Raw genomic sequence first — 19,035 nt, forward strand, 5'->3', positions numbered from 1 at the left:
GCGAGGCGTTAGCGCTTCTTCTTCACGACCGAGAGGCGGTCCTCGAGGCGCTCAAGGGCGGGGTGGTCGGGCTGCGCCTTCTTGGCTTTCTCGATGCACTCGAGGGCGGCGGGGCGCTTTCCGATCCGGATGCAGAGCCGGGCCAGACCGAGCAGGGCATCTATGTTGTCGGGCTGCATACTCAGGATTTTCTTATACTGCTCGTCGGCCTTGTGCGAAAGATTCTTGATGGGAAGCATCGCATTGGCGAGGCGCAGGCGGAAGCGGACGTTTTGAGGCTCAAGGCCCACCGCCTTCTGAAGGACCGGAACCGCGCTCTCGCCGCGTCCCTGCTGCAGGAGCCGAACAGCCTCGGCGCAGAAATTCTCCGCTTTTTCGTGGTCGTTCTTGGGCTCGGGAAAAGGCGGGCCCAAGGAATAGTCCGGCTCCTCCTCCACCTGCGCCCGTCGATCCGCATCCCCCCTCCGCCGATCCTTGCCGCTCCGCCGATCCAAGGAATCGATTGGCTGCACATACACCCGCCGGTCCGTCCCGGACCGCCTGTCCGTCCTCCCAGTCCGCTGATCCGCGGAGCCGGCAATCCGGTCGAAGGCCTCCACCATGGCTTCCAGTATGGCGTCCAGGCGTTTGTTGAAGCGCCGGTGCTGCCGCATCCGGTCGGGATGAAAACGCGCCAGAATCTCCCGGTAGGCCTTGCGGATCTGCGCGAGGGGCGCGCCGGACGGCACGCCGAAAAAGGCGAACGGATCGTCCACCAAAAGAGGGAATTTTTCTTCGAGCGCTCCGATCTCCCGCTCCAGCACGTCGACCTCTTTCCGCTCGTCCTGGACGCGCTTTTCGTCCACCAGCTCGAGGATGCCGCTCCGCTGGAGAACGTACAAAGTGCGTAGCGTCGTCTCGCGGTCAAACCCCGTGAGGCCCAGAACGCCCTCGATGGACGTCTGGGCGTCGAGGCGGGCGAGCACCATGCCCTCCTCGGGCGTGAGGAAATCGTAAGGGATTTTCCCCGCCCCCCGATATTGGCGCGGAATGAGAGAGAGATCCGAAAATTCCTCGGAAAGCTCCACGCCTCTAGCCTCCGCGCGAGCCCACCGAAGGGCTTCCTTGCTAGCCATCTAAAATAGTGTAGCAATTTTTCGAAAATTTGACAACGGGCGCGGCTAAGGCGGGAAGAGAACTTACGCGCCGTCGTCCGTGTCCTTCTTCGCCAGTTGAAGCTCTTTCCCGAGAAGAAGGGCCTCGGCGTTCGGGAACTGGCGGATGGCTTCCTGGACCTGGGGGTCATGCCGGGCGGCGGCCTCGAGACGCGCCGCCTCGCCGCCGAAATACGCCGCGGCGAGCTGCTCAAGGAGCTGCCTAGCAATGTAGCCGCCGTGCTCGCTCCACTCACCTTCCTCCGCCTCGACGCCTTCCTCCACGGCGAAGCGGCGAAACTGGAGAAGAATCTCGTCGTCCACGGAAAGCGTGTCTTTCGTGAAGGCTTCGGGATGGGTGTTGGCGCGGGAGGCGGCAAACCGGAAAAAGAGAGCGCCCTGGTGCAGGGCGATCAGGAACCGGTTTTCCACCCGGGGGCTCCTGACCTCCACGTCGGGGCCGATGCCCCCTCCTCCGTAAACGACGCGCCCCTGGTCCGTGCGCCTCTCGCGCTCCGGGTCGGGCGAATACGGCTCGTCACTGTCCCAGTCCTTTTGAAAGTACTCATCGACGTCCTCGTAGTCGCGCTGGATGAGGCGGCCGCTTGGGGTGTAATACCGCGCGGTCGTCAGGGCGAGGCCCGAGCCGTCGCGCAGGCCGTAGACGCTCTGCACAAGGCCCTTGCCCCACGTGCGCTCACCCACCACGAGTCCGCGGTCATGGTCCTGAACGGCACCGGCCACGATCTCAGCCGCGGAAGCACTCGAGCGGTTCACGAGCACGACGAGCGGCATCCCGGCCACGGGCGAGTCGCGCCGCGCCTGGAATTCCTCGGTCGAGCCGTATATGCGCCCCTTCGTGTGAACCACCTCCTGTCCCCTGTCCAGAAAAAGCTCGGCCACCTCGACGGCCTGCTGCAGAAGGCCGCCCGGGTTATCGCGCAAATCAAGAAGAACCTTTTTCATCCCCTGCGTTTTGAGCTCTTCGAGGGCGTCGGCCACCTCGGAGCCCGTAGCCTTGTTGAAGTCGCGGATTCGAACATAGCCGATGTCTTTAGAAAGCATGAAACGGGCCGCGACGCCGCTGGCCGGAATCTCCTCCCGCGTCAGGGCGAACTCCAGCATCCCCTCCACGCCGGCGCGCTCGACAGAGATGTTGACCGTGGTTCCTTTCGGGCCGCGGAGTAGATTCACGGCCTCGCCCATGCTCATATCGTCGGTCGGGCGCCCCTCGATGGCGGCGATGACGTCCCCCGCGTGCAGGCCCATGCGGTGGGCGGGCGTGCCCTCGATGGGAGAAATCACCGTAAGACGATTGGCGCGGCGCGAGATCACAATACCGATGCCGTAGAAAGAGCCCTCCTGGCGCTCCTGCATGTCGCGATAGAGATCGGGGGTGAGGAAGTTGCTGTGGGGATCAAGGGCATCGGTCATCCCGCGGATGGCGGCATAGAGAAGATCCTTCGGAGGAGGAGGGGAAACGTGGCGCGTCTCGATGACCGAGAGCACTTCGGCCATTTCCCCCGTGTAGGAATAGGTGCGTTCCGCCGTCGCGGCAACGCCGTGGCCGAGCACCTGCCCTAAAACGGCCCCCCCGAGGAGGACAGCGGGAAGCGAAAAAACCGTAAGCGGTCGCATGGGTTTACGTGTATTTCAGTATAGGGGGCCGGAGAAAAAATGTAAAGGTGCTGCATCTTGACGAGGGCGGCTTCAATCGATAGAATAGTAGGCTCAGGATATGCACAACTCCTTTCGACTCGGAATACGCAACTTCAAGGGAACCATGGCCTTGCAGGAAAGCCCGCCGGCCCCTGCCGCCCTTTGGCAACGGAGAGCAGACAGCTGACATGCCCATTACCGCCGAACGCCTGGACCCGGAAACTGAAATTCTCACTATCAACATGGGACCGCAGCACCCCGCGACCCACGGCGTGCTGCGCATGGTGCTGAAACTCGACGGCGAGACCATCGTCGACTGCGTCCCGCACGTCGGCTACCTTCACCGCGGCATGGCCAAGATCGCCGAGCACAAGACCTACCACCAGTTCATTCCCTACACCGACCGAATGGACTACATCTCGCCCCTTGCACAAAACATCAGCTACACGATGGCCGTCGAGAAGCTCATGGGCATCACCGATCAGATTCCGCGCCGCGCTCAATACTTGCGCACGGTGTGCTGTGAGCTCGCACGCATCTCTTCGCATTATCTATGGCTCGGCTGCCACGCGCTCGACCTGGGGGCGATGACGGTTTTCCTGTACACATTCCAGGAGCGCGAATACCTCTACGACATCATCGAAAACATCTGCGGCGCGCGCTTCACGACCTCGTATTCACGCATCGGGGGCCTCGCCCGCGATTTCTCGCCCCAGGTGATTCAAGAAATTTCCCAATTCCTGCCGCGCGTGAATCAGGTCCTGGACGAGGTCGAGGGACTGCTTACGCACAACCGCATCTGGATGGAGCGCAACCAAGGGGTGGGCGTCATCTCGACCAAGGAAGCCGTCAACCTAAGCCTTTCGGGACCGAACCTCCGAGCCTCGGGCGTGCGCTGGGACATCCGAAAGGCCCGTCCCTACAACTGCTACGACGAGTTCGACTTCGACGTGCCAGTCGGCACGAAGGGCGACTCCTACGACCGCTACCTCCTGCGCCTTGAAGAGATGCGCCAGTCAGCCCGCATCATCGCTCAGGCGATCGACGGTCTCCCGGAAGGCGATATCGGCGTGGACGACCACAAGATTTTCCTCCCTCGCAAGAAACGCGTCCTCACGAAGATGGAGGAGCTTATCCACCTGTTCATGGTCATTACGGACGGCATCAAACCGACGGGCGAGTGCTATTTCAGCATCGAAAACCCCAAGGGCGAACACGGCTTCTACCTCGTGGGCGACGGCGAGGTGCAGCCCTACCGCCTTCACGTGCGCTCGCCCTCGTTCGCGAATATACAAACGCTTCCGCATCTGGTGCGCGGCCGGATGATCGCCGACGCCGTCGCCTGCATCGCAGGCCTCGATCCCGTGATGGGGGATTGTGATCGGTAACATGTTTCCCGAAGCGCTTAAACAAGACATACGGAATCTGCAAGGCGAATTTCCCGAGAAACGCTCCGCCCTCATCCCTGCCCTCTGGCGCGTTCAGGAGGAGTTCGGCTACATCTCCACCGAGGCGTGCGAAGAGCTGGCGGCGCTTCTCGACTGCACGGCGGCCCACGTGAAGGAGGTGCTTTCCTTCTACACGATGTTCTACAAAAAGCCCATGGGCAAGCACCAGATTCGCGTCTGCAAGACGCTCTCGTGCTGGCTCCTGGGGGCCGAAAAAGTGACCGAGCACCTCAAACAAAAACTCGGCGTAGAGCTCGGAGAGGCGACGCCGGAAGGAAAATTTTCCCTTGAGGTGGTCGAGTGCCTCGGGGCGTGCGACCAAGCTCCCGTCGTCCACGTTGACAAGACGCAGTACGGCAAGGTGACGCCGGAGGCAGCCGAGAAGCTGATTCAGGAACTGAAATAAATGCAACCCGTCCTCACAAAAAACATCAACACCCCCGACAGCCACCGCCTCTCCGTGTACGAGGCTAACGGCGGCTATCAGGCCTTGAAGAAGGCGCTCACGCAGATGAAGCCGCAGGACGTTATCGACGCCGTCAAAGCGTCCGGGCTCCGCGGGCGCGGCGGCGCGGGCTTTCCGTGCGGCGTCAAGTGGAATTTTATGCCGAAGGAGAAGAAGGGGCCGCACTACCTCGCTTGCAACGCCGACGAGGGCGAGCCCGGCACCTTCAAGGACATCGTTCTCATGAACAAGGACCCGCACCTCGTCATCGAAGGCTGCGCCATCTCGTCCTACGCAATCCAGGCCGACACCTGCTTCATCTACATCAGGGGAGAATTCTGGGACGGCTACAAGATATTGAAAGAAGCCATCGCCGAGGCCGAGCGCGCGGGTTACCTCGGCGAAAACATCCTCGGCTCCGGCTACAGCCTGCGCATGATTCTTTATAAGGGCGCGGGCGCCTACATCTGCGGTGAGGAAACGTCCCTGATGGAGTCCACCGAGAGCAACCGCGGCATGCCGCGCTTGAGGCCGCCCGTCCCCGCCCAGCGCGGCATCTACGGCCACCCGACCACCGTGAACAACGTCGAGACCCTGTCGAACGTGCCCTTCATCGTCGAGCGCGGCGTCGACTGGTACAAGAGCCTCGGCACCAACGAGCGGAACACCGGCCCCAAGCTCTACTGCCTGAGCGGCCACGTCGAGCGCCCCGGCGTCTACGAGGACGAGCTCGGCATCCCGCTCCGCAAGATCATCGAAGAGTACGGCGGCGGCGTGCGCGGCGGCAAAAAATTGAAGGCCGTCTGCCCCGGGGGTACATCGTCGGCGTTCATGACGCCGGACCAGATCGACACGCCGATGGACTTCGACTCCGTCATGGAGGCGGGCTCGATGCTCGGCTCGGCGGCCATCGTCGTCCTCGACGAAACGGTTTGCCTGGTGCAGGCCGCCGTGAACGTCATGGAGTTTTACCACCACGAATCGTGCGGCCAGTGCACGCCCTGCCGCGAGGGCTGCGGCTGGCTGCTGAAAATCCTCCGCCGCATCGAGGCGGGCAAGGGCGCAAAAGAAGACCTGGATCTGCTCCTCGACATCATGGACAACATGAAGGGCAACACCATATGCGCCTTCGGCGACGGTGCCTGCATGGCCCCCGAGAGCCTCATCCGCAAATGGCGCCCGGAGTTCGAGGCGCACATCACCGGGAAGCGGTGCCCGTTCAACGGGCGGGGCGGCTAAGCTGCCCGCTTCACGGCGAGTGCCGCCTCAAAGCAAAACCGCCCCTCCCTTGTTGATACGCTTGCCGCTTTCCTATAAACTGATGCCTCGATGAACAACATCCGCGACATACAGGACATACGCGAGCACCTGCCCAACATGCCCGACCCCAGGAAGCTCGCCAGGGGCGTTGGCGGCTTCATCGGCGTGCTGCTCCTGGTGTTTCTCATCCTCACGGCCGCCTACACCGTGAAAGCCGAGTCGGTGGGCGTGGTGCTGCGCTTCGGGAAATACATAAAAACGGTCGAGCCGGGCCTCCATTTCAAAATCCCCTTCGGCGTGGACCGAGTCTACAAAGTGCCCGTGCGGCAGATCCGCAAGCAGGAATTCGGCTACCGCACCCAGGAAGCCGGCGTCCGCACCCAGTACGAGCCGGGCAAGCGCTACGAGGAGGAGATGCTCATGCTGACGGGGGACCTGAACATCGCCGAGGTGCAGTGGGCGGTGCAGTACCGGATCTCGGATTCCTACCTGTACCTCTTCAAGAACCGGAATCCAGAAGAAGCCCTGCGCGACGTGTCGGAGGCCGTGATGCGAAGCACCGTCGGAGACTACACGGCGGACGAGGTGCTCACGCAGGGACGCGCCGAGGTGTCCGTCAAGGTTCATGAGCGGATGCAAGAGATTCTCGACTCCTACGAGACGGGCATCCAGCTCGTGACGGTCAAGCTGCAGGACGTGCACCCGCCGGACCCCGTGAAGCCCTCGTTCAACGAGGTCAACGAGGCGCGCCAGGAACAGGAGCGGATGATAAACAACGCGTGGGAGATGTACAACAAGGAAATTCCGAAAGCCCAGGGAAAGGCCCAGCAGGTCATCGCCGAAGCCGAGGGCTACGCCACCGACCGCGTCAACCGCGCCCGCGGAGACGCCGCGAAATTTCTCTCCATCCACGAAGAATACCGCAAGGCGCCCGACGTCACGCGCCGCCGCATGTACGTGGAAACGATGTCCCAGATCCTGCCGCACGTCGAGGACATCTACGTTATTGACGAATCGCAAAAGGGGCTGGTGCCGCTCCTTCAGCTCCTGGGGCGCGAGGGACAGGCAAAATGAAGAACCCCGCGGCTATTCTCATCGCGCTCGTGGTGCTCCTGGTACTGGTGTTCGGGGGCTTTTTCGTCGTGTCGGAATACGAGCAGGCCGTGGTGACGCGCTTCCAGGAGCCCGTGCGCACCGTGCTCGAGCCGGGCCTTAAAATAAAAATTCCGATCATCGAGCAGGTGCTCCGCTTCGACAAGCGCATTCTCGAATGGGACGGCTACCCGGAGCAAATTCCCACGAACGACAACAAGTACATCTACCTCGACACCATGGCGCGGTGGCGCATCGTGGACCCGCTCCTCTTCCTGCAGAGCCTGCGCGACGAGCGCCGCGCCCAGTCGCGCCTCGACGACATCATCGACGCGGCGGCGCGCGACATGGTGGCGAGCCACGTGCTCATCGACGCCGTGCGCACGAGCGACCGCATCCTGGAAGTCCATCAAGAAGACTCGCGCTTCGATCTGGACCCCGAGCAGGTGGGAAAAATCTCCGTCGGGCGGGAGGAGTTGGCGCGGAAAATTCTGGAGAACGCGAGGGTTCTCGTGGCGGCCATGGGCATCGAACTCCTGGACGTGCGCATCAAGCGCATCAACTACATCGAGTCGGTGCGCCAGAAAGTGTACGACCGCATGATCAGCGGGCAGAAGCGCATCGCGGCGCGCTACCGCTCGGAGGGCGAAGGCAAGCACGCGGAGATCGTGGGAGGGATGAACCGCGAGCTCAAGAAAATCACCTCCGAGGCCTACCGCGAAGCGCAGGAAATCAAGGGCAAGGCCGACGGCAAGGCCACGCGCATCTACGCTTCGGCCTACAACAGGGCGCCCGAGTTTTATTCCTTCCTGCAGACGCTCGAGTCCTACCGCACCACCGTCAAGGGCAATTCCCGCCTCATCCTCACCACGGACAGCGACTTCTACAAGTACCTAAAGTCGGCCAAGCCCTAGGCGGCGCGCTTCGGCCCAGCGGGGCGCCCCCGCTCGGCCCGGATGCTTTTTCCTCAGTCCGCCCTTCCGAACGGCAGCGCCGGCTCCGCACCCGCTTCCTCAGGCTCGTACGTTTCCTCCTCCTCATCAGAAACGTCCGCAAAGCCGTATCGGGCGAGCACGGCGTCCGCCATCGCGCGGACGCGGCGCGTGTAGGCCTCCGGGGGCTGGGAGGCGCTCCCGTAGGCGCGGCGGTAGCGGGCCAGGAGGTGCGGGAACTCGCGTTGAAGAAACGAGAAGAAATGGCGCTTCGTGGTTGACTTAAGGGACAGGAAACCTGCGTGGACAAATACCGCTCCGGCATCCTGGGCGCGCGCTGCGAGGGCCTCCACGTTGGCGCGGTGGTCGGTCAAAAGAGGAAGCAGGGGAATCATATGGATGCCGGCATGGAGGCCCGCCCTGGCGAGTGTCTCGACGGCGCGAAGGCGCGCCTCGGGCGTGGGAGCGTTCGGCTCGAGCCGGGCGATTCTTGCGCGGTCAAGGCTGACGAGGGACAGGTACACCGTCAAGCTTGAACGACGGTCGAGCTCCCGCAGCACATCGAGGTCGCGTGTGATGAGCGTGGATTTCGTCGTGACGGAAACGTTCAGCCCCTCGTGCCGGGCGAGCTCCTTCAGGATTCCGCGCGTGATCTCGAATTTCCTCTCGGCCGGCTGGTACGGGTCGGTCGCGGTGCCGACGGCGATCCGTTTGTCCCGAACGCGCGGGGGACTGAGCGTCCGGCGCAAAACTTTCGGCGCGTTCCGCTTCACGTAAATGACGCGGGAAAAGTCGTTCGTGTCGAGGTGCTCCAGGAACTCGTGCGTGTAGCGGGCGTAGCAGTAGGCGCAGTTGAGCTCGCAGCCGCGGTAGGGGTTGACGGTGTAGCAGCCCTCAAAGGCGCCCTCGGCGGACCAGTTGAGCACGGAGCGGGCGTTCATCTGGACGTAGGTCACGTCGCGCGGCGCGAGCGTTTCGCGCGAGACGTCTCCTTCGGCTCCGCTCAGGACAGGTTTCAGGTAGCGGTGCTTCTCCGCGACGACGCCCCCGACGACGGGCGGCGGCATTACCTCGGGAATGAGGGGCTTCAGCGCTTCAGACACACTCAAATTCTCTTAATACTTGTGAGGCTGCAACTGAATTTCTTCTATGCTTTTTCTCGATGTCGGCTCAGGTTGTTCGGCGGGATAACCTACCGTTATGACAAACAGAACAAAATTCTCTGTCGGAATGCCGAGAACTTCCTTTATTTTTTCCTTCTTAACCCAACCGATATAACAAGTTCCCAAGCCCAATTCCGTCGCTCTCAATACCAAGAAAGAAGAGGCTATCGACAAATCCCTAATTGCACGAATCTTTCTAGGCGCATCCCATTCTTCATCATGCTCCGTGTATGCACCGGGTTCTGCACAACATACTATAATCGCCGGTGCCTTATAAACAAAAGCTTGCGCGAAAACTTTGTTCTTTCTTAATTTAGCCTTTGTCTCACCGTCCTTTACAATAAAATATTTCGACGGCTGAGCATTCCTTCCGGAAGGGGCCAGTCTTGCCGCATCAATCAATTTTCTGAGTAAACGGTCCGGTACCTCTCTTTTCTCATATTTCCTTACGCTGCCTCTTTCTTCTATTGCTTTTTTCACGTCCATGAGTTGACCTCATTTAGGGGTGTTTGCGGGCACTCGTGTCCTTCGGCTCCGCTCCCCGCTCCGCCATTGCACTCCGCGGCGGCGGCAGGGTCTCGGGGAGGAGGAGATTAATTTTTTCGATCAAGATACATCATCTCCTAAAAGTCACCATTGTCCCATCAGCAAATGTTCCTTTCTTCCGCACCTTACCATCTTGCTTTCGCGATGCAACTTCGACCTTACCATTATCCCGCTCCTCTTCTGCCTTTAAGACTCGGTTCCTGTGTTTTCGTAAAAAAGCAGTCTCATCTTCCACGTATTGGGTTACATCCCGCGCATTCACAGTTTTTCCACCAAATCTTGCTATCAGAATTTTTAACAAGGTCGGCACATAGCTATCATCAAAAAGGATGCTTTGATTAGGATCCGTAGCATCCGAGAAACGAAATTCACCCTTGGGATCCACTGTCCACATAGCCTCTTTCATCTTGACATGGCCAAGGCGATCGTTCGTCGCAAAAAACAGATAATACTGTGTTCTGTCTCGATGATCTTTCATTTCAAAATAACGCACAAATTTTGCTTGTTTCATGAGTTGTTGCTGATAAAGCTTTCGTAACGCAGTCCTCCTATCTCCGCTGGAGTGAGCAATCTCTATAACTTCTTCGGTGCCAAACGTCTCACTTATATGTCGAGCAATGCTTTCTTCTGGATGCTCAAGAAAACGATTTATTCCATCGACATTTAGGTTTATAAAAGCCTCGCAACTTCGGTGTTTTAATAAACCATGTACTATCTTTAAAGGAATACCAGAAAAGCCAAAAGGATCAATAAAAGCAAACGTGGGGGCTAATCCAAGCCCGTTTTTTTCCATGGATTCCAGCAAGGGTAAAAACTTCTCATGGAATTTCCCGCACTCTGGAGGCCTGATTGTAAAAGAATCAGGCCATTTCCTACTGGCAATCTTTTCCCTTAGATGAAGAATTCTGTCTTCATCCTCATCAATGAACCAGAAAACTGCTTCGCCCTTCAGACGCCTGCTATGAGGTTCTGCCGCCTCAAGGGCTACAATCGGCGATCCCTTTTCTTCTTTTTCATATTCTCCTGGCCCGCAAAATCCATCAACGTACATACAACGAGGAAATCTGCTTCCGACTATACCAAACCAGGCACCTAGGTAGCGGCGCAGGATCTCATGCTTTGCCTTAGTATGTGGTTCGATTTTCCAAATTTTTGTTGTCGGAACAGCCATGCTGGCAAATCTTACAGATGCAATTGAAACAAGTTTGGTGCCTGCTCATATCCTCCAACACGAGGGAGTTGATTCCAGTAACGTCGGTCTATCTTTCTTCCATTTTTCTTCTTATTAACCCCCCCCCACTGCTTAAAGAAAAACGGCACCTCGTAATCCCGACAACGGTCGCGGATCTGCCGCACCCATTCGGGACGCATGGGCCGGGCGCGAGGCCCCGATTCCCCTCCCACGATGACCCAGTGAATCCTGGAGAGTGGTAGTTGCGGAATAGGCCCCAAGAGCGGCTCGGCGGACAGAAAACGAACCTTGGCCGGCACCTTCTGCAAGTCATGAACGCGAAATGTGTATTTCGCGCTCTCCACGGAGACGCCCATCCATATGTTTTCCGTCCACTCGACGGCATGGCGGAGCTCAAGAAGGCGCCCGGAGCGCTTCGTGAGAATCTGAAAAATATGTTGTCGTGCCTTGTTCATGGTCGCAAACACGCGCTGGATGAATTCGAGGGGAATCTCTTCGTGAAAGAGGTCGCTCATGGAGTTGACGAAGATGGTGCGCCGTCCCCGCCAAGATAGAGGCGCTTCGACAATATCCTCTTGTAGCTTTACTCGAAAGCCGTTTTGGTAGCGGGGCTGGCCCATCAGCCGAAGCAGGTGCGCCATGCGCTCGGCGTAGCAATTCTTGCAGCCCGGGCTGACCTTGGTGCAACCCGTGACCGGATTCCAAGTAGAGTCCGTCCACTCGATGGAAGACCGCGTCGCCATGATGTCCATTATACGCCCCTTCCGCCCCGCCGGAACATTCTCCACACCGCCGTGACCACGCCCTGGATCCGCACGTCGGTCTCGTCGACGTAGATCGGCTCATAGTCGGCGTTTGCGGGCTCGAGCCGAATCTTGCGGCGCCCGGGGTCGCGGAAGAATTTTTTGACCGTCGCCTCGCCTCCAGAAAGGAGCGCCACGACAATCTCGCCGTCGCGCACCTCCCCGCGCGGCTCGACAAGCAGAAAATCGCCGTCGAGTATGCCCTCCCCTTCCATCGAGTCGCCCATAGCGCGCAGGGCGTAGGTCTTGTCATTGCCCGCAGGAAGCGGCGCCTCCTCGCGGTGCTCGACGGCGTCGAGCGGCCGCCCCGCGGCGATGGAGCCGAGGAGGGGAACTTGCCCCGGAAGGGGGTGAATGTGGTCGTCGGGCAGGTTCCCCGAATCCTCTGCATCCATTGTGAGAACTATTCCGCGGCGGGCGTTCCAGGCGCGCTTGAGATATCCTTCCTCAGCGAGCGCCCGCACATGCTTGAACACCGAATTCGTCGAGCGGTAACCGAATTCTTTCATGATCTCGTGGTACGAAGGCGCACAGCCCTCGCGCGCCATGTAGCGCCCAATAAAGTCCAGAACAGCCTTCCGCTTGGGTGTCATCACAAAACCCAGCATAGGTGAAAATAAAGTGAAAGTCAATAGGTAAAAAAATTTTTTCTCCCTGTTGAAAAACAAAAAATTCTTGTTGAAAACTACTCTAGAAAGACGACCGTAACTTATTGAAAAATAACTATTTTTTACCGAGAACTTCCACTATTTTTCGCGCAAAGGGCTCGGCGGCGTCCGGATCCCGCCCCGTCACCACGTCACCGTCCACGACCACGGGCTCGTCCACATAGACGGCGCCGCCTTTTTCGAGCTCGGCCTTCGACTCGGGCGTGGCATAGACGGCCGCCTTGCGGCCCTTCAGAACGCCTGTGATGGCGAGAACGGCCGGCGAGAGGCATATGGAGTGCGTCTGCTTGCCTTTTTCGCGGAACGCCTTGATGAGCGCGTGCAGGTCGCCGTTCCTCCACAGGTACTCGGGCGAGCCCAGGCCGCCCGGGATGACGAGGGCGTCGTAATCGTCCGCCTTCGCGTCGCGGATGGCAAGCTCCGCCGTCGCCTCCGCGCCCAGCATGCCCTTGCACGTGCCGCGCTCGTTCGATGCGACGGCCACCACGGCACCTTCCTCCCCGAAGATGCGCTTTGGGGTGAGGAGTTCCTCGTCGCGGAAATTTTCCTTCGCGATGGCCATCAGAATTCTTTTACCTTCGAGTTTTTTCGCCATACGAACCTCCTGTCTGGAAATTGCAAAAACCACACAAACAAAAATCGGATTTCACCCTAGGGTAGCACACAGCCGCGCAGCGCTCAACACTTTTCAAGGCGCTGCACTTGACTCGCCTTCCGGGCCTTGGTAGACTGTTTCTCCAAAAGGAAAAGCAATGTTCAAGAAGCATTCCAGCATGCGCGGAGAAGGAAAGACCGGCGCGGTGATCGCTCTCTTCATCGCAGTGGCCATTCTGTACACCGCTTTCAAGGTCATTCCCGTACTCGTTAAAACGTACGATTTCGCGGAAAAGGTCGAGACCCTGTCACGCCGGGGGGCATCCCTGGGCCAGACGACGGAGGATGACATACGCAAAAGACTTCTCAAGGAAGCGGAGCGTCTCGATCTTCCCGTTCGCGGCGAAGACATCCGCATTCGGCTGACCGCCAAGCGTCTCAAAGTCGAGGTCAAATACGCGGTTCCCATTGACTTGGCAGGGTTCGTCTACAACCTGCAGCGCGAGCACAAGTTCGAGGGTCATCGTTTCCGGCTGTAGCCCCCGGGATGCCCGCAAACGAGAAACGCCACTCCATCGGCTATGTGGAAAAAGCGGTTGGGCTTCCCCGCTCTACCCTCTATTACTACGAAAGTCAGTTTCCGACGTTTCTTCGGATTGAAAAGACGGCGGGCGGGCATCGCCGTTACACCGACTACAACATCGAACAGTTTCGATACCTCAAAGAGCAGCTTCACGAGCAGGGTCTTTCCCTGAGCACGGTGCGCGATGCGCTCATGGCGGACAATGACCCTCAACGTATGCGCAAGGATCTCGATTTGCTGCTCAAGGTGAGCGAGGAGCTCGCCAAGGACAACAAGATGCTCAAGGCGAGCCTGGGGCAGGTGGGCAAGCGCCTGCGCCATCTTGAAGAATTCTGCGCCAGCCGATCGAAAAAGAAATTCCTAAAATGGTTCGAATGAACGGGAAACCAGGGCGGTCCCAGGCCTCGCTTCTCCTGTGTAAGCTTCCTCGCCGGCAAGCTTGTCCTAGCGCCTGCCCCGGCGAGCAGGCCAGGGGACATGCCAGGAACCGTACGGAGAGCCTTACAAGTGAGGAGGCTACAGTCCCTCGAACTCGCTTGCCTTGATTCTTTCGACCTTGACGTCGGGGGGGATTTCGAGAAGGAACGCGTCGCGCAAATCCACGTTGCGTTCCGTGTGATCGAGCGTGATGCGCAGGAGGTCTCCCGCTTCCTCAACCATCTCCACGCGACGGGGCAGATAGGTTTCGCGGTCCACCCAGAGGCGCGCCTCGGCGACGCGTTTTTCAATACGGCGCTTGCGCGGCGTCATCTCGAGGTAGAACGTACCGGGCAGGGGGTTGCCTTCCTTGACGGCCACATCAAAGAACTTGGCGATGTGATCGCTCGCCTCGCCCATGCCGAAGTACCGCATAAAACGCTTGAAGACCCTGCGGTTGGGAAGTCTTGTTTCCTGCGCGATCTTGAGCTCGGGGTAGTAGACGAGAAGGCGGCCGTCGGTCAGGAGATAGTAGGCCGGCTTCGGCTCCTCGTAGTAGAGAAGGAGACGGTTGGGCTTCTCAAGATAGAACGTGCCGCGGGACACGTCCGTCTCGCTCTTTGTCAAGGAACACCGCTTCTCCTGCGTAAAGCGGACACGCAGCGTGGTCGTGCCTCGCTGCGCCGCGTCGAAGCGGAAGAGGATATCGGAGGCCCGCATCGTCCCGTCCGGCTGCGCCGCTTCGACACTTCGCGCAGCCCCCAGGAGGCCCACGACCAGCGCAAGCGGCGCAAGCAGGAAGATCCTGCCCATCAAGAAGCGCAAGCCCCACCATCGAAGGTGCCGATTCGAACGCATCCTATTATGCATCTGCTTTCCAACTGACGTTGTCCGGAAAAGATACCTTTTGAGCGCCGTTAAGTCAACGGCGCACGGTTTCCTGCCCCCCTTCGGCGAATCAATACAAGGTCTCACCATTGAGGTCAGCATCGTAGGGGGAGAATCGGATGGAAAGCGTTCCCGATTGCACCAGCTCGGCGTCCTCCGGCGGCACGTAACGGGCGAAGAATTTCAAGATGGCGCCTTCGATGCGCACGATGTGCCGCTGCTCCCATCGGAAAACCTTAGAAAGGCGCATAAACTTCCCCCGTTTATCTAGGTGGAATTTGTTCCGGTCGGCAAAGAATCGCCTGGTCTGGTTTTCGAGCTGGGCATCCAGGCGCTCGGCCGTATAGGCTTCCTCACGCAGCGTTGGGCCGCCGAGCGATCCACGGCACAGCGCGAAGCCGACGCGCGCATCTTCTAATAAATATCTGACCTCGTCGGCGAGGTGCAGCGCGGAGGTGTGGCGGCCCCCGATGCGGGCAACGCGCTGCTTGTAGAAATCGGGAATCCGCTCCACGCTCGAAACGGGATAGTGCTTCAAAATATGGGCCACGACATGCGCGTTGTATATGTTAAGCCACATGGCGGCGCGCTCCTTTTTTCCGAGCTCACGCGCGGCCAAAAGATTGATGCAGTCCCAGGAAGCCAGGAATTTCTTGAAATTCGCTTCCTCGGCTATGGCGCGGTAGTTCACGATGCCGCGCCGCACGTGCGCCTTGACGACCTTGTCCCAGAGCGTCATGTCGGGGGTGGTAAGGCTGTCACGCTTGGCCTCGGGGCAGACGGGATTGACAAGACGCTCGTCGGCCATGGGCTGCTCGTCTTGAAGACGGTCGCTCTCAGCGGCTTCCCGCCCGGCGGGGACGCCCTCGTCGGGATCCGCCGCCTGGACGGCCGCTCCCGCCGCGAGCCATATCGCCGCAAAGGCAAAGAACGCGCGCTTCAGGGCAAGGCTCATCTTTCCATGATAACCCAAGAACCCGAAAAAAGTTCAAAATACCCGCATTGCCCATAAAGAAGCCCTTCCTTAGATGATTTTTACGCGCGATTCGGCTAAACTATGCTGAAGGCACGACATGATAGGTATTCTCATCATCACACACGGCGATCTGGCGAAGGCGCTCCTCGAGTCGGCTCAGAACATTGCGGGTGAGCCGCTTCCCTTCAAAACCCTCACCATCGGATGGAACCGGCAATTTGAAGACATCCGCCGCGAGGTGGGCGAAGCCATCGATGCGGTCGATTGCGGTGACGGCGTCCTCGTCTTGACCGACCTGCTCGGCGGCACGCCCTCCAACGTCGCGCTTTCCTTCGTGCGCAAGCGTCCGAACATCGAGGTCGTCACGGGCGTGAACCTGCCCATCCTCGTGAAACTCGCAACGCATCAAAATCGAAACGACGCCACGGTGCGCGACATCGCGCGCTCCCTGGTCGACAAGGGCGTGAACAGCATTCATCTACTTTCCGAATACGACCGCAAGCAGCGCTCGAAGCCGCAATCGGGAAAGCCCATGAGGAGCAAACCGCATGGTGGAGCGTGAGGTCGAAATCGTCAACAAGCTGGGGCTGCATGCGCGGGCGGCGGCGCGGCTGGTTCGGCTCGCGAGCCAATTTGCTTGCGACATTTACCTCTCGATGGACGGCGAGCGGGTGAACGCGAAGAGTATTTTGGGAATCCTCTCCCTCGCCGCCGCCCATGGCTCGAAGCTCTCTCTTCTCTGCGAGGGAAGCGATGCGCAGGAAGCCTGCGACTCCCTCGCGGCCCTCATTGCAAACCGATTCGAGGAGGCGGAATAACGCCGCCATTACCTAGCTGAGAACATGCATGGAAGCCGAAAACCTCTCATTTTAAGAAAAGAGGTTCACTCATGAGCACGCGGCTTGTGGCGCGCGGTATTGCCGCCTCGGGCGGCGTCGCCTACGGGAAGGCGTTCCTTTTGCGCGACGAAGAAATTTCCATCTTCCACGTAAGCCTCCACGAATCCGACGTGCCCCTCGAAGTCAAACGCCTCCAAAACGCCGTGGCTTCCTCGAAGCGGCAGCTCAATGTCATTCGGGAAAAGGTCACGAAAACGCTCGGCGAAAACCACGCGTATTTCCTCGATGCGCAAATTTGCGCTCTCGATGATCCGCTTCTTGTCGAGCGCGCGGCCTCGACCGTCCGGGAGCACCGCGTGAACGCCGAGTGGGCCATCCATCACTCCGCGGGTCAGATTGCGAGGCGTTTCGCCGAGATGAAGGACGCCTATCTCAGCGAGCGCGCCAAGGACATCGAGGATGTGACGCGTCGGATTGTCTGGAACCTCATGGGCGCCAAGCCGCGTGACCTCTCGACGCTCGAAGAGCCGCACATCCTGGTGGCCTCGCGGCTTGCGCCTTCGGATGCGATTCAACTCCATCGCGACCGCGTTCTGGGCCTTGTGCTCGACGTGGGCGGCATCACGTCGCATACGGCCATCATCGCTCGCTCGCTCGCCATTCCGGCCGTCATCGGCCTCCACAACCTGAGCGCCGCCGTCGTGGACCAGACGCCCGTTCTACTGGACGGCGACGAAGGACAGGTGATCCTGAACCCCTCGGAGGCGGACGTGAACGCCTACCGGGCGAAAAAGGCGGAGCTCGCGGACCGCTCGCAGGCTTACCGTGCTCTGCGGGATGTCGTTTCCGAGACGCGGAGCGGCGAACGGGTGCACCTCGCCGCCAACATCGAGTTTCCCTCCGATGTCGAGGGAGCACTCGAACACGGAGCCGAAGGCGTGGGGCTTTACCGCACGGAACTCCTCTACCTCAACAAATCGCCCAATCTTCCCACCGAGGAGGACCACTACCAGGCCTATAAGGCCGTTCTGGAAAGCATGGGGGAAAAACCCGTCGTCATCCGCACGCTCGACCTGGGCGGAGAAAAGTTCTTCCACAGCATCCTTCAAAAAGATAATTTCAATCCCGTGCTCGGCCTCCGGGCTATCCGCTATTGCCTGCAAAACGAAGCCGTGTTCCTGCCCCAGCTCCGGGGCCTCCTGCGCGCGAGCGCGCACGGTCGTTGCCTCATCATGGTCCCCATGGTGGTGAACCTGGACGAAATTCGGCGCACCAAGGCTCTCCTCGAGAGCGTCCGGAAAGACCTGCGTCTTGAAGGAAAAACCGTGGCCGAGCGCATCCCGTTCGGAATCATGGTCGAAGTGCCGGCCACGGCGCTGGCCGCGGATACATTCGCGCGCGAAGCGGATTTCTTCAGCGTCGGCACAAACGACCTCATCCAATACACCCTGGCCATCGAGCGCGGAAACGACACGGTGTCCTATCTTTACGAGCCGCTACACCCATCCGTTTTGAGATTGCTGGACAGCGTGGCCCGCGCCGCACACACGGCGGGCATCGACCTCCACCTTTGCGGAGAGATGACCAGCGATCCCGCCCTCACGGAACTCCTGGTGGGACTCGGGTATCGGAATCTGAGCATGAACGCGCGCCGCATCCACGAAGTCAAGGCCGCCGTACGCCGCATCCGTATCTCGGACGCGCAGGCGCTTGCCCGGGAGGTTCTTTCCAAAAGCGACGCTTCGGAGATTCGCGCCCTGCTTGCCGAAAGGGCCTCGGCCGCCGACGGTGCTCAGCCCGCCCCTTCAGGGCCCGGAGCGGCCCGGCCGGGGACGGCGGGCGTCATCCCATGAAAAAAATCGAAAAGCCCTGGGGCCACGAAATCCTTTTCGCCGAGACGCCGCATTACGCGGGAAAAATTATGGCGGTGCGCAAGGGAGAGCGCCTGAGCCTGCAGTATCACGAACGCAAGGACGAAACCCTCTACCTATACTCGGGGCGGCTGATGCTCTACCTCGGCGCGGATGAACAAGGCGGAAGCGAAATGGAGATGTCCGCCGGGGACGCCCAGCGCGTCGCGCCGGGCGAAGTGCATCGCATCACGGCGCTTGAAGATTGCGTGCTTTTTGAGGTCTCGACGCCGCACCTCGACGACGTGGTGCGCCTTCAAGACGACCACGGCCGCGCCGAGAGGAAAAAGTCGTAGCGTCCCCGTCCAGCTCGACAACCCCGTTCCCGCATCCCCCCTTTTCGACCGGTCAGCCTGCAAAAAAACCGCGAGGTGGAACCGAGGTGCAAAAGCACCCTCAGCGGAAACGCGTCGTCCGGACTCTCTTTACGGACAGATCGACCCGCTGACTCGCGGGGCGCCGCTGGAATCGTTCCCCAAGGGACCTT

At 59.8% G+C, this 19,035-nt stretch carries 21 protein-coding genes; 11 read left to right on the forward strand and 10 right to left on the reverse strand.

Features of this window, described 5'->3' with window-relative positions:
- Positions 1-8 precede the first annotated feature (8 nt).
- Together JSV08_02470 and JSV08_02475 are read right to left on the reverse strand one after the other, a co-directional pair.
- Positions 9-1,115, reverse strand: coding sequence for a tetratricopeptide repeat protein (locus tag JSV08_02470; protein UCF81296.1), 1,107 nt, complete (start codon positions 1,113-1,115; stop codon positions 9-11).
- A gap of 63 nt (positions 1,116-1,178) precedes the next feature.
- The gene (locus JSV08_02475) at positions 1,179-2,771 is read right to left on the reverse strand and encodes a S41 family peptidase (GenBank protein ID UCF81297.1); all 1,593 of its coding nucleotides are present in this window, start codon (positions 2,769-2,771) and stop codon (positions 1,179-1,181) included.
- Between the two features lie 209 nt (positions 2,772-2,980).
- Here JSV08_02475 and JSV08_02480 point away from each other — a divergent pair, with 209 nt between their 5' ends.
- The 5 genes from JSV08_02480 to hflC all read left to right on the forward strand — a co-directional run bounded on the left by JSV08_02480 (position 2,981) and on the right by hflC (position 7,951).
- Entirely contained in the window at positions 2,981-4,180 is a 1,200-nt protein-coding gene (locus tag JSV08_02480) for an NADH-quinone oxidoreductase subunit D (GenBank protein ID UCF81298.1), read from the forward strand.
- Between the two features lies 1 nt (position 4,181).
- A complete protein-coding gene (gene nuoE, locus JSV08_02485; protein UCF81299.1) occupies positions 4,182-4,646 on the forward strand; it encodes an NADH-quinone oxidoreductase subunit NuoE in 465 nt (154 codons plus the stop codon).
- Complete coding sequence (gene nuoF / locus JSV08_02490) at positions 4,647-5,924, forward strand: NADH-quinone oxidoreductase subunit NuoF (GenBank protein UCF81300.1); 1,278 nt, start codon at positions 4,647-4,649, stop codon at positions 5,922-5,924.
- A 138-nt stretch (positions 5,925-6,062) separates the two neighbouring features.
- Complete coding sequence (hflK, locus tag JSV08_02495) at positions 6,063-7,019, forward strand: FtsH protease activity modulator HflK (GenBank protein UCF81822.1); 957 nt, start codon at positions 6,063-6,065, stop codon at positions 7,017-7,019.
- Positions 7,016-7,951 (forward strand): protease modulator HflC, encoded by a 936-nt coding sequence (gene hflC / locus JSV08_02500; protein ID UCF81301.1) that lies wholly within the window; start codon positions 7,016-7,018, stop codon positions 7,949-7,951. The genes hflK and hflC overlap by 4 nt, the downstream gene beginning before the upstream one ends.
- Positions 7,952-8,004: 53 nt before the next feature.
- Here hflC and JSV08_02505 read toward each other — a convergent pair whose 3' ends face one another.
- From JSV08_02505 to JSV08_02530, 6 genes are all read right to left on the reverse strand, one after another.
- Positions 8,005-9,072: a radical SAM protein gene (locus JSV08_02505; protein UCF81302.1), complete on the reverse strand. Its 1,068-nt coding sequence runs from the start codon at positions 9,070-9,072 to the stop codon at positions 8,005-8,007.
- A gap of 12 nt (positions 9,073-9,084) precedes the next feature.
- On the reverse strand, positions 9,085-9,618 hold the full coding sequence (locus tag JSV08_02510) for a nitroreductase family protein (protein UCF81303.1): 534 nt from the start codon (positions 9,616-9,618) through the stop codon (positions 9,085-9,087).
- Between the two features lie 130 nt (positions 9,619-9,748).
- Complete coding sequence (locus JSV08_02515; GenBank protein ID UCF81304.1) at positions 9,749-10,849, reverse strand: three-Cys-motif partner protein TcmP; 1,101 nt, start codon at positions 10,847-10,849, stop codon at positions 9,749-9,751.
- Between the two features lie 11 nt (positions 10,850-10,860).
- A complete protein-coding gene (locus JSV08_02520; protein ID UCF81305.1) occupies positions 10,861-11,613 on the reverse strand; it encodes a phage Gp37/Gp68 family protein in 753 nt (250 codons plus the stop codon).
- Positions 11,614-11,621: 8 nt separating this feature from the next.
- Positions 11,622-12,269 carry a transcriptional repressor LexA gene (gene lexA, locus JSV08_02525; protein UCF81306.1) on the reverse strand — a complete coding sequence of 216 codons (648 nt, stop codon included), beginning with the start codon at positions 12,267-12,269 and terminating at the stop codon, positions 11,622-11,624.
- Between the two features lie 127 nt (positions 12,270-12,396).
- Positions 12,397-12,936 (reverse strand): DJ-1/PfpI/YhbO family deglycase/protease, encoded by a 540-nt coding sequence (locus JSV08_02530; GenBank protein ID UCF81307.1) that lies wholly within the window; start codon positions 12,934-12,936, stop codon positions 12,397-12,399.
- 157 nt (positions 12,937-13,093) lie between these two features.
- Between JSV08_02530 and JSV08_02535 the strand changes: the two genes are divergently transcribed.
- Together JSV08_02535 and JSV08_02540 are read left to right on the forward strand one after the other, a co-directional pair.
- Positions 13,094-13,474 carry a DUF4845 domain-containing protein gene (locus JSV08_02535; protein UCF81308.1) on the forward strand — a complete coding sequence of 127 codons (381 nt, stop codon included), beginning with the start codon at positions 13,094-13,096 and terminating at the stop codon, positions 13,472-13,474.
- 8 nt (positions 13,475-13,482) lie between these two features.
- Positions 13,483-13,896: a MerR family transcriptional regulator gene (locus tag JSV08_02540; GenBank protein ID UCF81309.1), complete on the forward strand. Its 414-nt coding sequence runs from the start codon at positions 13,483-13,485 to the stop codon at positions 13,894-13,896.
- Positions 13,897-14,034: 138 nt separating this feature from the next.
- Here JSV08_02540 and JSV08_02545 read toward each other — a convergent pair whose 3' ends face one another.
- On the reverse strand, positions 14,035-14,748 hold the full coding sequence (locus JSV08_02545; protein UCF81310.1) for an outer membrane lipoprotein carrier protein LolA: 714 nt from the start codon (positions 14,746-14,748) through the stop codon (positions 14,035-14,037).
- 145 nt (positions 14,749-14,893) lie between these two features.
- On the reverse strand, positions 14,894-15,778 hold the full coding sequence (locus JSV08_02550) for a DUF547 domain-containing protein (GenBank protein UCF81311.1): 885 nt from the start codon (positions 15,776-15,778) through the stop codon (positions 14,894-14,896).
- A gap of 118 nt (positions 15,779-15,896) precedes the next feature.
- On the opposite strand from JSV08_02550, the gene JSV08_02555 reads away from it, so the two are divergent.
- The 4 genes from JSV08_02555 to JSV08_02570 all read left to right on the forward strand — a co-directional run bounded on the left by JSV08_02555 (position 15,897) and on the right by JSV08_02570 (position 18,844).
- Positions 15,897-16,361, forward strand: coding sequence for a PTS sugar transporter subunit IIA (locus JSV08_02555; GenBank protein UCF81312.1), 465 nt, complete (start codon positions 15,897-15,899; stop codon positions 16,359-16,361).
- Entirely contained in the window at positions 16,348-16,617 is a 270-nt protein-coding gene (locus JSV08_02560; GenBank protein UCF81313.1) for an HPr family phosphocarrier protein, read from the forward strand. The genes JSV08_02555 and JSV08_02560 overlap by 14 nt, the downstream gene beginning before the upstream one ends.
- Positions 16,618-16,688: 71 nt before the next feature.
- Positions 16,689-18,491 carry a phosphoenolpyruvate--protein phosphotransferase gene (gene ptsP, locus JSV08_02565; protein UCF81314.1) on the forward strand — a complete coding sequence of 601 codons (1,803 nt, stop codon included), beginning with the start codon at positions 16,689-16,691 and terminating at the stop codon, positions 18,489-18,491.
- Positions 18,488-18,844 carry a cupin domain-containing protein gene (locus tag JSV08_02570; GenBank protein ID UCF81315.1) on the forward strand — a complete coding sequence of 119 codons (357 nt, stop codon included), beginning with the start codon at positions 18,488-18,490 and terminating at the stop codon, positions 18,842-18,844. Before ptsP ends, JSV08_02570 begins: the two co-directional genes overlap by 4 nt.
- Positions 18,845-19,035: the final 191 nt, after the last annotated feature.

Source organism: Acidobacteriota bacterium (assembly GCA_020349885.1).
GTDB lineage: Bacteria > Acidobacteriota.

Excerpts from the sequence above, each read along its gene's own strand:
- JSV08_02555 (UCF81312.1), top strand. The coding sequence starts at position 15,897 with ATGATAGGTATTCTCATCATCACACACGGCGATCTGGCGAAGGCGCTC.
- JSV08_02470 (UCF81296.1), bottom strand. The coding sequence starts at position 1,115 with ATGGCTAGCAAGGAAGCCCTTCGGTGGGCTCGCGCGGAGGCTAGAGGC.
- JSV08_02570 (UCF81315.1), top strand. The coding sequence starts at position 18,488 with ATGAAAAAAATCGAAAAGCCCTGGGGCCACGAAATCCTTTTCGCCGAG.
- JSV08_02475 (UCF81297.1), bottom strand. The coding sequence starts at position 2,771 with ATGCGACCGCTTACGGTTTTTTCGCTTCCCGCTGTCCTCCTCGGGGGG.
- JSV08_02530 (UCF81307.1), bottom strand. The coding sequence starts at position 12,936 with ATGGCGAAAAAACTCGAAGGTAAAAGAATTCTGATGGCCATCGCGAAG.
- JSV08_02520 (UCF81305.1), bottom strand. The coding sequence starts at position 11,613 with ATGGCGACGCGGTCTTCCATCGAGTGGACGGACTCTACTTGGAATCCG.
- JSV08_02510 (UCF81303.1), bottom strand. The coding sequence starts at position 9,618 with ATGGACGTGAAAAAAGCAATAGAAGAAAGAGGCAGCGTAAGGAAATAT.
- nuoE (UCF81299.1), top strand. The coding sequence starts at position 4,182 with ATGTTTCCCGAAGCGCTTAAACAAGACATACGGAATCTGCAAGGCGAA.
- JSV08_02540 (UCF81309.1), top strand. The coding sequence starts at position 13,483 with ATGCCCGCAAACGAGAAACGCCACTCCATCGGCTATGTGGAAAAAGCG.
- ptsP (UCF81314.1), top strand. The coding sequence starts at position 16,689 with ATGAGCACGCGGCTTGTGGCGCGCGGTATTGCCGCCTCGGGCGGCGTC.
- hflC (UCF81301.1), top strand. The coding sequence starts at position 7,016 with ATGAAGAACCCCGCGGCTATTCTCATCGCGCTCGTGGTGCTCCTGGTA.
- hflK (UCF81822.1), top strand. The coding sequence starts at position 6,063 with ATGCCCGACCCCAGGAAGCTCGCCAGGGGCGTTGGCGGCTTCATCGGC.
- JSV08_02545 (UCF81310.1), bottom strand. The coding sequence starts at position 14,748 with ATGGGCAGGATCTTCCTGCTTGCGCCGCTTGCGCTGGTCGTGGGCCTC.
- JSV08_02535 (UCF81308.1), top strand. The coding sequence starts at position 13,094 with ATGTTCAAGAAGCATTCCAGCATGCGCGGAGAAGGAAAGACCGGCGCG.
- JSV08_02560 (UCF81313.1), top strand. The coding sequence starts at position 16,348 with ATGGTGGAGCGTGAGGTCGAAATCGTCAACAAGCTGGGGCTGCATGCG.
- nuoF (UCF81300.1), top strand. The coding sequence starts at position 4,647 with ATGCAACCCGTCCTCACAAAAAACATCAACACCCCCGACAGCCACCGC.
- JSV08_02480 (UCF81298.1), top strand. The coding sequence starts at position 2,981 with ATGCCCATTACCGCCGAACGCCTGGACCCGGAAACTGAAATTCTCACT.
- JSV08_02550 (UCF81311.1), bottom strand. The coding sequence starts at position 15,778 with ATGAGCCTTGCCCTGAAGCGCGCGTTCTTTGCCTTTGCGGCGATATGG.
- JSV08_02515 (UCF81304.1), bottom strand. The coding sequence starts at position 10,849 with ATGGCTGTTCCGACAACAAAAATTTGGAAAATCGAACCACATACTAAG.